Source organism: Allobosea sp. 67-29 (assembly GCF_001898115.1).
Taxonomy (GTDB): Bacteria; Pseudomonadota; Alphaproteobacteria; order Rhizobiales; family Beijerinckiaceae; genus Allobosea.
This window is the reverse complement of record NZ_MKSQ01000023.1, coordinates 46,422-59,614: the sequence shown is the minus strand read 5'-3', so window position 1 is coordinate 59,614 and position 13,193 is coordinate 46,422. Positions and strand designations below refer to the sequence as shown.

12 protein-coding genes are annotated in these 13,193 nt (G+C 66.0%); 6 read left to right on the top strand and 6 right to left on the bottom strand.

What is annotated here, in order from left to right; all coding sequences use genetic code 11:
* Positions 1-2 precede the first annotated feature (2 nt).
* The 3 genes from metF to BGO20_RS17200 form a co-directional block, all read right to left on the bottom strand.
* Positions 3-914: a methylenetetrahydrofolate reductase [NAD(P)H] gene (gene metF / locus BGO20_RS17210; protein WP_291660413.1), complete on the bottom strand. Its 912-nt coding sequence runs from the start codon at positions 912-914 to the stop codon at positions 3-5.
* A complete protein-coding gene (locus BGO20_RS17205; protein ID WP_291660411.1) occupies positions 914-1,927 on the bottom strand; it encodes an ArsR/SmtB family transcription factor in 1,014 nt (337 codons plus the stop codon). The genes metF and BGO20_RS17205 overlap by 1 nt, the downstream gene beginning before the upstream one ends.
* Before the next feature lie 461 nt (positions 1,928-2,388).
* Positions 2,389-2,592 (bottom strand): cold-shock protein, encoded by a 204-nt coding sequence (locus BGO20_RS17200; protein ID WP_291660410.1) that lies wholly within the window; start codon positions 2,590-2,592, stop codon positions 2,389-2,391.
* A 323-nt stretch (positions 2,593-2,915) separates the two neighbouring features.
* On the opposite strand from BGO20_RS17200, the gene BGO20_RS17195 reads away from it, so the two are divergent.
* Positions 2,916-4,085 carry an alpha-hydroxy acid oxidase gene (locus BGO20_RS17195; protein WP_291660408.1) on the top strand — a complete coding sequence of 390 codons (1,170 nt, stop codon included), beginning with the start codon at positions 2,916-2,918 and terminating at the stop codon, positions 4,083-4,085.
* A 137-nt stretch (positions 4,086-4,222) separates the two neighbouring features.
* Here BGO20_RS17195 and BGO20_RS17190 read toward each other — a convergent pair whose 3' ends face one another.
* The gene (locus BGO20_RS17190) at positions 4,223-6,010 is read right to left on the bottom strand and encodes a peptide ABC transporter substrate-binding protein (protein ID WP_291660406.1); all 1,788 of its coding nucleotides are present in this window, start codon (positions 6,008-6,010) and stop codon (positions 4,223-4,225) included.
* Between the two features lie 419 nt (positions 6,011-6,429).
* Between BGO20_RS17190 and BGO20_RS17185 the strand changes: the two genes are divergently transcribed.
* Together BGO20_RS17185 and BGO20_RS17180 are read left to right on the top strand one after the other, a co-directional pair.
* The gene (locus BGO20_RS17185; protein ID WP_291660405.1) at positions 6,430-7,905 is read left to right on the top strand and encodes a SulP family inorganic anion transporter; all 1,476 of its coding nucleotides are present in this window, start codon (positions 6,430-6,432) and stop codon (positions 7,903-7,905) included.
* 41 nt (positions 7,906-7,946) lie between these two features.
* Positions 7,947-8,339, top strand: a complete 393-nt coding sequence (locus BGO20_RS17180; RefSeq protein WP_291660403.1) for a GFA family protein — start codon at positions 7,947-7,949, stop codon at positions 8,337-8,339.
* Between the two features lie 70 nt (positions 8,340-8,409).
* Here the strand turns inward: BGO20_RS17180 and ettA are convergent, their stop codons facing one another.
* Positions 8,410-10,062 carry an energy-dependent translational throttle protein EttA gene (gene ettA / locus BGO20_RS17175; RefSeq protein ID WP_291660402.1) on the bottom strand — a complete coding sequence of 551 codons (1,653 nt, stop codon included), beginning with the start codon at positions 10,060-10,062 and terminating at the stop codon, positions 8,410-8,412.
* 160 nt (positions 10,063-10,222) lie between these two features.
* Between ettA and BGO20_RS17170 the strand changes: the two genes are divergently transcribed.
* Entirely contained in the window at positions 10,223-10,768 is a 546-nt protein-coding gene (locus BGO20_RS17170) for a hypothetical protein (protein ID WP_291660401.1), read from the top strand.
* Between the two features lie 112 nt (positions 10,769-10,880).
* On the top strand, positions 10,881-11,687 hold the full coding sequence (locus BGO20_RS17165; RefSeq protein ID WP_291660400.1) for an MBL fold metallo-hydrolase: 807 nt from the start codon (positions 10,881-10,883) through the stop codon (positions 11,685-11,687).
* A gap of 18 nt (positions 11,688-11,705) precedes the next feature.
* Here BGO20_RS17165 and BGO20_RS17160 read toward each other — a convergent pair whose 3' ends face one another.
* Positions 11,706-12,446 (bottom strand): SDR family NAD(P)-dependent oxidoreductase, encoded by a 741-nt coding sequence (locus BGO20_RS17160; protein ID WP_291660399.1) that lies wholly within the window; start codon positions 12,444-12,446, stop codon positions 11,706-11,708.
* On the opposite strand from BGO20_RS17160, the gene BGO20_RS17155 reads away from it, so the two are divergent.
* Positions 12,445-13,179, top strand: a complete 735-nt coding sequence (locus BGO20_RS17155) for a TetR/AcrR family transcriptional regulator (RefSeq protein WP_291660397.1) — start codon at positions 12,445-12,447, stop codon at positions 13,177-13,179. The two genes, BGO20_RS17160 and BGO20_RS17155, sit on opposite strands and share 2 nt — an antisense overlap.
* The last annotated feature ends 14 nt before the right edge of the window (positions 13,180-13,193 follow it).

The following is a 13,193-nucleotide window of genomic DNA, read 5'->3' as shown; positions in this document are numbered from 1 at the left end:
GCTTACTCCGCCGCCACGGCCTGCGCCGCCGCCTTCTCGGGCTTCAACCCCACGAGATGACAGATGGCATAGACGAGATCGGCCTTGTTCATCGTGTAGAAATGCAGGTCGGTGGCGCCGCGATCGATCAGGTCCAGAACCTGCTCGGCGCAGACGGCCGCCGCGACGAGACGGCGCGTCGCGACATCGTCCTCCAGCCCCTCGAAGCGGTCGGCCAGCCATTGCGGCACGCTGGCGCCGGTCTTGCGGGCGAAATTGGCGGTCTGCTTGAAGTTCTGGACGGGCACGATGCCGGGCAGGATCGGTATCTCGATGCCCTTGGCCCGCACCTTGTCGAGATAGCGGAAATAGACGTCGTTATCGAAGAAGAACTGGGTGATCGCCCGCGTCGCGCCGGCATCGACCTTCTTCTTCAACGCATCGATATCGGCATCGAGCGAGGCCGCTTCCGGGTGCTTCTCCGGATAGGCGGATACCGTCACCTCGAAATCGCCGATCCGCTTCAGGCCGGCGATGAGGTCCGAGGTCTGGTGATAGCCGTCCGGGTGCGGCTCGTAGGCCGTGCCGAGCCCCCCGGCCGGATCGCCGCGCAGCGCCACGACATGGCGCACCCCGGCATCCCAATAGGAGCGGATGACCTCGTCGACCTCGGACCGGGAGGCCGAAACACAGGTGAGATGCGCCGCCGGCTTCAGCCCGGTCTCCTCGACCATGCGCTTGACGGTGGCGTGGGTGCGCTCGCGGGTCGAGCCACCGGCGCCATATGTCACCGAGACGAAGCTGGGTCCGAGCGGCTCGAGCCGGCGCACGCTGTCCCAGAGCGCGACCTCCATCTCCTCCGTCTTCGGCGGGAAGAATTCGAAGGAGACGCGCGGACGGCGCGAGCCGTGGCGGCTGGGGCGGAAAGCATTCATCACGCAACCTCGAGATTGATCGTGCGGACCGGCGGATCGGCCTGGACGCGCCGGTCGCGGCCACGCCAGAGCATGACCGGCAGCTGGCCCGAGCCGCCATCGGCAAGGGTGACTTCGCGGGAAAGATCGCAGGACAGGCCGGCCTCGGCGAACCAGGCGGCGATCTGCTGGCGGGAGAAGCCGAGCCGGCGATGCGCATGCTCGGTCCGCAGGAATTCCATGTCGTGCGGCGCGAAATCGACGACGATCAGGCGCCCGCCGGGCGCCAGCATCGCGGCGGCCTCGCGCACCGCCCGGCCGGGATCGTCGAGGAAATGCAGCACCTGATGGATCACGACGAGGTCGAAGGAGCCGCGCGCGAAGGGCAATGCATAGATGTCGCCCTGCCTGAGCTCGACGCGCGACAGCCCCGCCTGCTCCAGATTGGCCCGCGCCACCGCCAGCATCGCATGGTTGGCGTCGACACCGACGGCGCGGCCGAATTTCGGCGCGATCCGCTCCAGCATCCGGCCCGTGCCGGTGCCGAGATCGAGCATGGCGCCGGGCGTACCCTCGCCCACCGCCTCCTCGACCGCAGCCTCGACGGCATGATCGGGCACATGCAGGCCGCGCAAACGGTCCCAGTCGCGCGCGACGCTGGCGAAATAGTTTTGCGCAGCCTCGGCCCGCGTCGCGCGTACCGCCGCGAGACGCTCGCGATCGGCGGCGAGCACCGGATCGCTCAGGTCGAGCCAGGCGGCAAGCGAGGCGGCAAAGGCGCCCCCCGGCCCGGTCTCGTCGAGCCGGAAGAACGCCCAGGCGCCCTCGCGCGAGCGCCGAACCAATCCTGCCTCGGCGAGAAGCTTGAGATGGCGCGAAATGCGCGGCTGCGACTGGCCGAGAATATCGGTGAGATCGGAGACCGAAAGCTCGCCTTCGGAGAGCAGCGCGAGAATGCGCAGCCGCGTCTCCTCGCCCGCAGCCCGCAGGCCCGCGAGAAGCACATCTGAAGACAATGTCGTCGGCTGCCGCACGTCTTCGCACTCCCTCACGACACGAAAAGATATAAAGATATCTTTATGTCGAAAGTGTCGTTCGTGCAAGCGGATTATCGTGCGGAAAACAGGACGAAGCTACGGCAGCGCTCCCGAGCCGACTCCAGACACTCAAGAATGAGGATTCGGATCGATCCGGCGGCAGCCGGGGCGTGGCCGGCTTCGCTCGGGCTTGGCGATCCCTGTGCAAAGGACGGCTCAAACACCTGCCAGAAGCGACTTTCGATGCGGGGAGAATCGCCACGCAGGGCAGCCAGCGCACCGGCCTCTGCGAGGGACGGCCGGCTATCCCGGCCTCTGACGGCGATCCGCGCTTGGGGAACTCGGGACCGCATGCCGGCGCGGGCGGCGGCCCACGCCGTCCGCGCAGTTGGTATCGCAGGCCCTGGCCGCGCCGCCCGGGCTCGGGCGGCGTTCGGGAGCTCTGCGAGATAGGCGGTTCAGAGGACCTTGAGATCCCCCGCGGCGGTCTTGCCGCGCTCGGTCTTGAGCTCGAACGAGACTTTCTGCCCTTCCGCCAGCGTCATCAGCCCAGCTTCCTTTACGGCAGTGATGTGCACAAACACATCTTTGCCGCCATCCGCCGGTTGTATGAAGCCATATCCTTTCTCAGTATTGAACCATTTGACGGTTCCGGTCGCCATAGCCAATCCCTCGAAGCCGCGCCCGCAGGCCCGCAGACCGCAATCCACGAGCCGGCGAGCAAGAATTGTCCGAAATTTTGACCTTGTCGAGACCAAAGCTTCGGCCGCACCGGCGCGGACGATTCAAGTCTTCGCCAAGATGAGTACTTATTTCGGATCAGACCACCTCGGGGTGGCCGCGCGCCAGCTCGACGCGCCGCGCGGTTGCCTGCCGCGGCCATCTGTGCGACCGAGCAAATCTTGACTGTCCGGGGCACTGCGCGGGAGGCAAAAGCAGCCGCTCGTCCAGCGGTGCCCGAGAGGAATGCGGAGCCGCAACGACCATGGCCCAGCCCCTGACCATCGAAGACCTGCGCCTGCTGGCGAAGCGCCGCGTGCCGCGCATGTTCTACGATTACGCGGATTCCGGCGCCTGGACCGAGGGCACCTACCGCGCCAACGAGACCGATTTCGCCAAGGTGAAGCTGCGCCAGCGCGTTGCAGTCGACATGACCAACCGCTCGCTCGCCAGCGAGATGATCGGCCAGGCGGTGTCCATGCCGGTCGCACTCGCGCCGACCGGCCTCACCGGCATGCAGCACGCCGATGGCGAGATCCTCGCGGCCAAGGCCGCCGCCAAGGCTGGCGTGCCCTTCACCCTCTCGACCATGAGCATCTGCTCGATCGAGGATGTCGCGAACCACACCCAGGCGCCGTTCTGGTTCCAGCTCTACGTCATGAAGGACCGGGACTTCATCTCGCGCCTGATCCAGCGTGCCAAGGCGGCCGGCTGCTCGGCGCTGGTGCTGACGCTCGACCTGCAGATCCTCGGCCAGCGCCACAAGGACATCCGCAACGGCCTCTCCGCCCCGCCGAAGCCGACGATCGCCAACCTGATCAACCTCGCCTTCAAGCCGCGCTGGTGCCTGAAGATGCTGGACACGCCGCGCCGGCAGTTTGGCAACATCGTGGGCCATGTCACCGGCGTTGCCGACATGTCCTCGCTCTCCTCCTGGACCGCCAGCCAGTTCGATCCCAAGCTGAACTGGGACGACGTGCAGTGGATCAAGGAGCAATGGGGCGGCAAGCTGATCCTCAAGGGCATCCTCGATGCGGAAGACGCCGAGATGGCTGCCAGGAGCGGCGCCGACGCGCTCATCGTTTCCAATCACGGCGGCCGGCAGCTCGACGGCGCGCTGTCCTCGATCGAGGCGCTGCCGGGCATCGTTGAGCAGGTCGGCAACCGCATCGAGGTGCTGTTCGACGGCGGTATCCGCTCGGGACAGGATGTGCTGAAGGCGGTCGCCCTCGGCGCCAAGGGCACCTTCATCGGCCGCGCCTTCCTCTACGGGCTCGGCGCCATGGGCGAGCAGGGCGTCACCGCCGCACTCGACATCATCCGCAAAGAACTCGACGTCACCATGGCGCTCTGCGGCCTGCGCGACATCAAGGACGTCGACGAGCGCATCCTCGTCGGCGGCCGCGCCGGAGCCCTGAAGCGGCTGGCAGGCTGACGAAGCGTGCTTGCGGGCGGCTCTCGCCGGCCCATCGGCGACGACAGAAAAAGGCCCGGCGGATCGGATCCGCCGGGCCTTTCGTTAGACGGTGGTGCCCCTTGCGGAGATCGCTCCACGCAAGGGGGCCTTTCCACTCAGGTGCGGTACCAGGCCGCGAGGTTCCAGGTATCGACATCCCAGCCCGAATGGTCATGCGCCAGATTCTGCGCAGCGGAAACCACCTTGGTCCGCGACAGGACCGGCAGGATGACGTTAGCCTCGCAGAAGATCTCGTTGACCTTGATCAGCAGCGCGGCGCGCTTGGCCGGGTCGAGCTCCTTCTGGGCTTCCCGATAGGCCTTGTCGGCTTCCGGATCGGTGTAGCGCGAGACGTTGCGGCCCAGCCACTTGTTCTCCTTGCTGGCGACTTCCCAGGAGGTGAACTGGTTGAGGAAGCGCTCCGGGTCCGGCTGCGGCTGCGTCGTCGTGTACATCTCCATGTCGGTATAGAGCTTGGTGTAGGTGTCGGGGTTGGCGACGTCCGACGAGAAGAACACCGAGGCGGTGACCGACTTCAGCTCGAGCTCGATGCCCGCCTTCTGGCAGGCCTGCTTGATGATGGCCTGCACCTTCTGGCGCGGGGCGTTGATCGAGGTCTGGAAGACGTATTTCAGCCGCTTGCCGTCCTTCTCCCGGATGCCGTCCGAACCCTTCTTCCAGCCGGCCTCATCGAGGATCTGGTTCGCCTTGGCGATGCTGAATTCGTATTTCAGCTTCTGCGACTTGAACTGCTTCGGCTGGTTGACGAAGCTCGCCGTCGCGATGCCGGCACGGCCATAGATGAACTTCTGGATCGAGTCGCGGTCGATCAGCAGGTTGATCGCCTGGCGCACGGCCGGGTCCGACAGCGTCGGATGCTTCGTCTTCTTGCTCGAACGCTCGCCATCGACCTCGGTCCACGGATCGGTCGTGTTCAGCGTGATGAACTCGACGTCACCGGCCACCGCGACGCTGACCTTGCCGCGCCCGCCGGTCTCCATGCGCTTCAGCACGTCCTCTTCGACCAGCGAATCCCAGGCATAGTCGTATTCGCCGGTCTGCAGCACGGCGCGCGCTGCAGAGACCGCGTCACCACCGCCCTTCACCTCGAAAGTGTCGAAATAGGGCTGGTTGGCGACGTGATACTCGGTGTTGCGCTCGGTCCGGATGATGTCACCCGGCTTGAACTCGACGAACTTGTAGGGGCCTGTCCCGACCGGCTTGAGGTTGGCCGGAGCCTCGCGCGACTTGGCGCCCTTGTAGTCACCGAAATGGTGCTTCGGGATGATCATGCCGGCAACGCCGACGAAGGGGTCGGCCCAGAACGGCGTCGGCTCCTTGAACATCACCTTGACGGTGTGGTCGTCGACCTTCTCGACCTTGATGTTGGCGTAGGCACCGGTGGTATAGGCGGCGGTCGCCGGATCGGCGGCATATTCCCAGGTGAAGACGACGTCGTCGGCCGTGAACGGCTTGCCGTCATGCCACTTCACGCCCTGCTTCAGCTTCCACGTGACGACCTTGCCGTCCTCCGAAAGGCCGCCATTGGCCTTGCTCGGCACCTCGGCGGCGAGTTGCGGGAAGAGGTTGCCTTCCTTGTCCCAGCCGGCGAGCGGCTCGTAGAAGATGCGCGAGGCGATCTGGTCCTTGGTGCCCGAGGCGAAATGCGGGTTCAGCAGGGTCGGCGCCTGCCAGAGCAGCATCTTCAGCGGCCCGCCGCCACCGGCCTTGGTCGGCTTGTATTCGAGCGTGGCATTCGCCATCGCAACGTCGTTCCAGGCCAAAATCTGCGTCGCGATCGGAGCGGTGACGCCCAGAGCGGCCATCCTCTGAATAAAGGAACGGCGCGATACGCGGCCTTCCTTCAGATTCTGCACCATATCCTGGATATACTGACTACCCATAACTAACCTTCGTATCGTATCGGCAAGATGCAGATCGGCTGAATAGACCGGATCGAGCCACGGTGACTTGGGCCAAAGCTTCATGCCCTGGCCGCGGCTCCTCTCGTAGGAGCTACCGGTTTAGTCTGCCTTAAAGAGAGGCAAAGACCGCGCGCTTGCCGCTCATGCCGGCCATACCCGCAGGGCGGCTCGCTGCGGCGGGACCCCTCCACCCTATTGCATGGCGCCTAGGCCCCCGGCGTTGTTGCTCTGCAGCATCGACCTGCTATGCCTTCGGACATGATCGCGCTCATCCGGTTCTGGCGTACACGCCCGACCCCGCCCTAGGACCCCGGCTTTCCCACATCCGCAGCCGCAGGCACGCGGCAGATCTCGATGTGCCCGGGAGCAAGCACCTTCCAGGGCGGGAAACCCTTGTCATGACCATCTCTCATCTGCGGAGCGAATGGGCTCCGAACGTCACGCGCGAGATCCTCGCCGGCACCGTGGTGGCGCTGGCGCTGATCCCGGAAGCGATCGCCTTCTCGATCATCGCCGGCGTCGACCCGAAGGTCGGTCTCTACGCTTCCTTCTGCATCGCTGTCGTCACCGCCATCGCCGGAGGCCGGCCGGCCATGATCTCGGCCGCCACCGGCGCGATGGCCCTGGTGATGACCACGCTGGTGAAGGAGCACGGCCTCGGCTATCTGCTGGCCGCCACGGTGCTGACCGGCCTCTTACAGATCGCAGCCAGCCTCATGAAGCTCGGCAACCTGATGCGCTTCGTCTCGCGCTCGGTCGTCACGGGCTTCGTGAACGCTCTCGCGATCCTCATTTTCCTTGCGCAGATGCCGGAGTTGCTGGGGCGCGGCCCGCTGGTCTACGCGATGACGGCCGCCGGCCTCGCGATCATCTATCTCCTGCCGCGGCTGACCACCGCCGTCCCCTCTCCGCTGGTGACGATCGTGCTGCTGACCGCGGTCTCGATGTATTTCGGCTTCGATATCCGCACGGTCGGGGACATGGGCGCGCTGCCGAGCGAGCTGCCCGTCTTCGCGATTCCGTCCGTGCCGCTCACCTTCGAGACCCTGCGGATCATCGCGCCCTATGCCCTGACGCTCGCCATGGTCGGCCTGCTCGAAAGCCTGATGACGGCAGCCATCGTCGACGAGAAGACGGATACGACCTCCGACAAGAACCGCGAATGTGCCGGCCAGGGCCTCGCCAACATCGTGGCGGGCTTCTTCGGCGGCATGGCGGGTTGCGCGATGATCGGGCAGTCGGTGATCAACGTGTCCTCGGGCGGCCGCGGCCGGCTCTCGACCTTCTGGGCGGGCGCCTTCCTGCTCTTCCTGATCGTCGTGCTCGGGCCTTACGTCGCCCGCATCCCGATGGCGGCACTGGTCGCGGTCATGATCATGGTCTCGATCAACACCTTCCAGTGGCGCTCGCTGAAGACGCTCCTGATCCATCCAAAGAGCTCAAGCGTCGTCATGCTGGGCACGGTCGCGGTGGTTGTCGCCACGCACGACCTCGCCAAGGGGGTCCTCTTCGGCGTCGTGCTGAGCGGATTGTTCTTCGCCCACAAGGTCACGCGCTTCTTCGCTGTCGCGTCCGAACGCGAGGGCGACAAGCGGGTCTACCGGGTCTCCGGGCAGATCTTCTTCGCGACGGCCGAGGCCTTCCATGCCGCCTTCGACTTCCGCGAGGAAGAGGTGCAGCACGTCGTCATCGATCTGAGCGCCGCGCATTTCTGGGATATCACGGCCATCAACGCGCTCGACCGCGTCGTGCTCAAGTTCCGCCATCACGACATCGCCGTCGAGATCGTCGGCATGAATCAGGCGACGGCGACCATGGTCGAGCGGCTGGCGGTGCACGACAAGCGCGACGGAACGCTCGCAGCCGGCCACTGACGGCCGGGAGCATTCCCCCTCGGAAATCGGAGGAGCGCGGCATGGATCGTTTCACCGGCGGCTGCCTGTGCGGAAGCGTCCGGATCGTGGCGTCGGGGCGTCCCTACCGGGTCGGCCTGTGCCACTGCCTCGACTGCCGCAAGCACCATGGCGCCCTCTTCCACGCCTCGGCGATCTTCCCGCAGGAGGCGGTGATGATCGACGGCGAAACGCGCGACTATGCCGGGCGGCATTTCTGCCCGCGCTGCGGCTCGTCCGTCTTCGCGCGCAGCGGGGACGAAATCGAGGTCAATCTGGGCTCGCTGGACGCTCCCGACCAGTTCGTGCCGACCTACGAGCTCTGGACCATCCGCCGCGAAGCCTGGCTACCGCCGTTTCCGCTCGGGAAGCGCTACGAGCGCGACCGCCGCGGGACGAGCCGCTCGGAGGAATAGGCATCGCGTCCATAGAAAAAGGCCCCACGGCGCGGAACGCCGTGCGGCCTTCTCGAACAGACGCCGATCCTCAGCGCGAGAACTTCTTGTACTGGATACGCTTCGGAATGGTCGAGTCGATGCCGAGGCGGCGCTTCTTGTCCTCCTCGTACTCCTGGAAGTTGCCCTCGAACCACTCGACATGGCTGTCGCCCTCGAAGGCGAGGATATGGGTCGCGATGCGGTCGAGGAACCAGCGATCGTGGCTGATGATGACGGCGCAGCCGGCATAATCCTCCAGCGCCTCTTCCAGCGCCCGCAGCGTGTCGACGTCGAGGTCGTTGGTCGGCTCGTCGAGCAGCAGCAGGTTGGCGCCGGACTTCAGCATCTTGGCGAGATGGACGCGGTTGCGCTCACCGCCCGAGAGCGAGCCGACCTTCTTCTGCTGGTCGCCGCCCTTGAAATTGAAGGCCGAGCAATAGGCGCGGGAGTTGATCTCGCGCTTGCCGAGATAGAGCACGTCGTTGCCGCCCGAGATCTCCTCCCAGACGTTCTTCTTGTCGTCGAGCGAGTCGCGGCTCTGGTCGACATAGCCGAGCTGGACGCTCTCGCCGACCTTGATCGTGCCGGCGTCCGGGTTCTCGGCACCGGTGATCATCTTGAACAGCGTGGTCTTGCCGGCGCCGTTGGGGCCGATCACGCCGACGATGCCGCCCGGCGGCAGCTTGAAGGACAGGTCGTCGATCAGCAGCTTGTCCTGGAAGCCCTTCGACAGCCCCTCGAAATCGACGACGTTGTTGCCCAGCCGCTCGGCGATCGGAATGATGATCTGGGCCGTATCCGGCCCCTTGTTCGAGGCCTTCTGCACGAGCTCGTCATAGCGCTGGATGCGGGCCTTGCTCTTGGCCTGGCGCGCCTTCGGCGAGGCGGCCATCCACTCCGCTTCGCGCTCCAGCGTCTTCTGGCGCGAGGCATCCTCGCGGCCTTCCTGGGCGAGGCGCTTCTGCTTCTGCACCGACCAGGCCGAGTAGTTGCCCTCGTAGGGAATGCCCTGGCCGCGATCGAGCTCGAGGATCCAGCTCGTGACGTTGTCGAGGAAGTAGCGATCGTGGGTGACGATCAGGATCGCGCCCGGATAGGTCCTCAAGTGGCCTTCGAGCCAGGCGGTGGTCTCGGCGTCGAGATGGTTGGTCGGCTCGTCGAGCAGCAGCAGCTCGGGCTGTTCCAGCAGCAGCTTGCACATGGCGACGCGGCGGCGCTCGCCGCCCGAGAGCTTGTCGACGGCCCAGTCATCCGGCGGGCAGCGCAGCGCGTCCATCGCCTGGTCGACCTTGGAATCGAGATCCCACAGGCCCTTGGCCTCGATCTCGTCCTGGAGATTGGTCATCTCGTCGGCGGTCTCGTCCGAATAGTTCATGGCGAGCTCGTTGTAGCGGTCGAGGATCGCCTTCTGCGGGGCGACGCCGAGCATGACGTTCTCGCGCACGGTCAGGCTCTCGTCGAGCTTCGGCTCCTGCGGCAGGTAGCCGACGCGCGCGCCTTCCGCGACCCAGGCCTCGCCGGTCCATTCCTTGTCCATGCCGGCCATGATCTTGAGCAGCGTCGACTTACCGGCGCCGTTGACGCCGAGCACGCCGATCTTGGCATCCGGATAGAAGGACAAGTGGATGTTGTTCAGGACCTGCTTGCCGCCCGGATAGGTCTTGGACAGGCCGCGCATATGGTAGATGAACTGGCGTGACATGAGGCGAGCGGGCTCCGCTTTCAGGCGCTGCGACACGGGATGTCGGGAAATCTGGCCGCTATGTAGCGAGCGCCGCCGCCCGCCGCAACCGCATCGGGTGGATTGCCGGCCGCCAGCCGATCCCGAACAATGCGGCTTCAACTGGACCAGGACATCCGGCATGCCCGAGCGGTACGGCGAGGCGACGATCGAACTCAGGCTGCGCGATGGCGCGCAGCTCTTCAACATGCTCGACCCATTCCCCTTTCGCGAAGGTGACCTCGCCGCCGATGCCGAGGCCTATATCGTCGATTGGGCACGCGACCTGCCCAAGGATGAACCGATCAGGATCGTCGTTCATCTCGAACGGCCGGCCCCGCCCGGCAGCCCGATGCCCGATCTCGCAGCCGCCATCACGAACTGGTTCGCCGGTCGGGCGAATGCCGAAACCCGCGCGCTGCGCGAGCTTTTCCGCGACGGCCGCCTCGCCTTCGCCATCGGCTTCGTCGGGCTCGCCATTTGCCTGCTCCTGACTTGGCTGCTTACCCGAGGCCTCGAAGGCCCTTTCGCCCGCATCTTTCAGGAGAGCCTGATCATCATCGGCTGGGTGGTGATCTGGCGTCCGGCCGAGATGTTCCTCTACGACTGGGTGCCGATCCTGCGACGCAGACGCCTCTTCCGCCGGCTCGCCAAGGCCAGGGTCGAAGTCCGGCCCTCGGCGGGTTGAACGGGAGCGCCGGACAGGGGCGGCCGGGCGTCGGTTCACGAAACCGGCAGAGCGCTTTTCATGGCCCGCCCTTTGCGTGATCGTCAGGATCTCCGGAAGCGGGAACCGTTCGATGAAACTGTCGAGCTTCTTTGCCGGGCTGGCTTTCGCCGCCACTCTCGCAGGCCTCGCCGCCTTGCCCGCCTTCGCCCAGTCGAGCGAGCCCGGCTGTCGGCCCGAGATGGCGAGCCTCGGCCTGCCGATCCAGCGGGTCCAGTTCGCGAAGGACGAGGTCGGGCTGACCTTCGTCGGCCACGCCACCTTCCTGATCGAGACGCCGGGCGGCGTGAGGATCGCGACCGACTACAATGACTATGTCCGCCCGCCGGTGACGCCCGACATCGCCACGATGAACAAGGCGCATTCGACGCATTATTCGAACCGCCCCGACCCGGCGATCAAGCGGGTGCTGCGCGGCTGGGACCCGGAGGGCAAGGGCGCAGCCCATCACGACGTGACGCTCGGCGATGTCCGCGTCCGCAACGTGCCGACCAATATCCGCACCTACGAGGGCGGCACCGACTATGACGGAAACTCGATCTTCGTCTTCGAGATCGGCGATCTCTGCATCGCCCATCTCGGCCATCTGCACCATCCTCTGGAGCCCGGCCATCTGCGCGCGCTCGGCCGCGTCGACATCGTGCTGTTCCCGGTCGACGGCAGCTATACCCTCGACCAGGAAGGCATGGTCGAGGTTCTGAAGTCGCTGCAGGCGCGGGTGATGATCCCGATGCATTTCTTCGGCGGCGGCACGCTGGAACGCTTCATCTCCCGCACGCGCGACCTCTGGCCGGTGGACCGCCGGAACGAGGCGACGATCAGATTGAGCAAGGCGGCACTGCCGGGCAGACCCACTCTGGTCGTTCTGCCCGGGCGCTGAACCGTCGATGGCGGCGCGTCAGGTGTTGACGCCGCCGTCGACGGCGAGGCCCGCCCCCGTGATGAAGCGGCCTTCCTCGCTCGCGAGATAGGCGACGGCCGCGGCGATGTCCTGCGGCTTGCCGTAGGCGGGGATCGCCATGCGCGCGAGCTGGGCTGCTGCCCGCGGCCCGTCGGCGGGGTTCATGTCGGTATCGGTCGAACCGGGATGAACGAGGTTGACGGTGATGCCGCGCGGGCCGAAGTCGCGCGCCAGCCCCTTGGTGAAGCCGATCAGCGCTGCCTTCGTCATGGCGTAGAGCGTGACGTTGGGCTCGACCACCCGGTCCGCCAGGCAAGAGCCGATCGAAATGATCCGCCCGCCCTCGCCGAGATGCGCCGCCGCGGCCTGCGACGCGAGCACAACCGCGCGGATATTGACCGCCATGATCGTGTCGATATCCGCAAGGCTCCAGTCTTCGACCGGCCCTCCCCGATAGATGCCGGCGTTGTTGACAAGGATGTCGAGGCCGCCAAGCGCCTGCGCCGCCTGATCGACCGAGCGCTTCACGGCCGCCGGATCGGCGCTGTCGGCTGCGATCGCGGCTCCCTTCCGGCCAAGTGCCTCGATGGCCTTGACGACGCTGGCCGCCTTCTCGGCGGAGCGCTCGTAGGTGATGGCGACATCGGCCCCTTCGGCGGCAAGCTGCTGGGCGATTGCGGCGCCGATTCCGCGACTGGCGCCGGTGACGAGGGCGCGCTTTCCGGCAAGACGGGACATGGGGATCTCCATTTATGTATCAATCGATACACAAATAGCTGACGCGCTTGCCCCGCACCGTCAAGAGAAATATATATCGATCGGTACAAAATCTTTCGAGGAGATCGCGAAGATGGCAGAACGTGGCCGTCCGCGCCGTTTCGACAGGCAGGCGGCACTGCAACGGGCAATGGAGCTTTTCTGGGAGCGCGGTTACCAGGCCGCCTCCATGGCCGACATCACCGAGGCGATGGGCATCAACGCGCCGAGCCTCTACGCTGCCTTCGGCAGCAAGGAGGAGCTCTACCGGGAGGCCGTCGGCCATTTTGCCGCAACGGAAAGCGACGCCATCCTCTCGCCCCTGCGCAAAGCGGAAACGGCGCGCGGCGCCGTCGAAGGCTATCTGCTGGCCAGCGCCGCGACCTTCACGCGTCCCGGCCGCCCCCCCGGATGCATGGTCGTGATGTCGGCGGTGAATGCCGTCGGCGTCGGCGAGGAGACCGGCCGCATCCTCCGCGAGATGCGGGCGGGCAGCGTCGCGATGATCGAGGAACGCTTGCAGCGGGCGATGGCGGAGGGCGAGCTACCCGCCTCGCTCGATCCGCGATCCATTGCGAGCTACTACGTCACCGTCCAGCAGGGCATGTCGATCCAGGCCCGCGACGGCGCCTCCAGGTCGGCACTCGAAACGATCGCACGGGCCGCGATGGCCGCTTGGGACGGGCTCGTCCTGCCGCGCGGCGCTGCAGCCTGATCCGCCGTTAACGC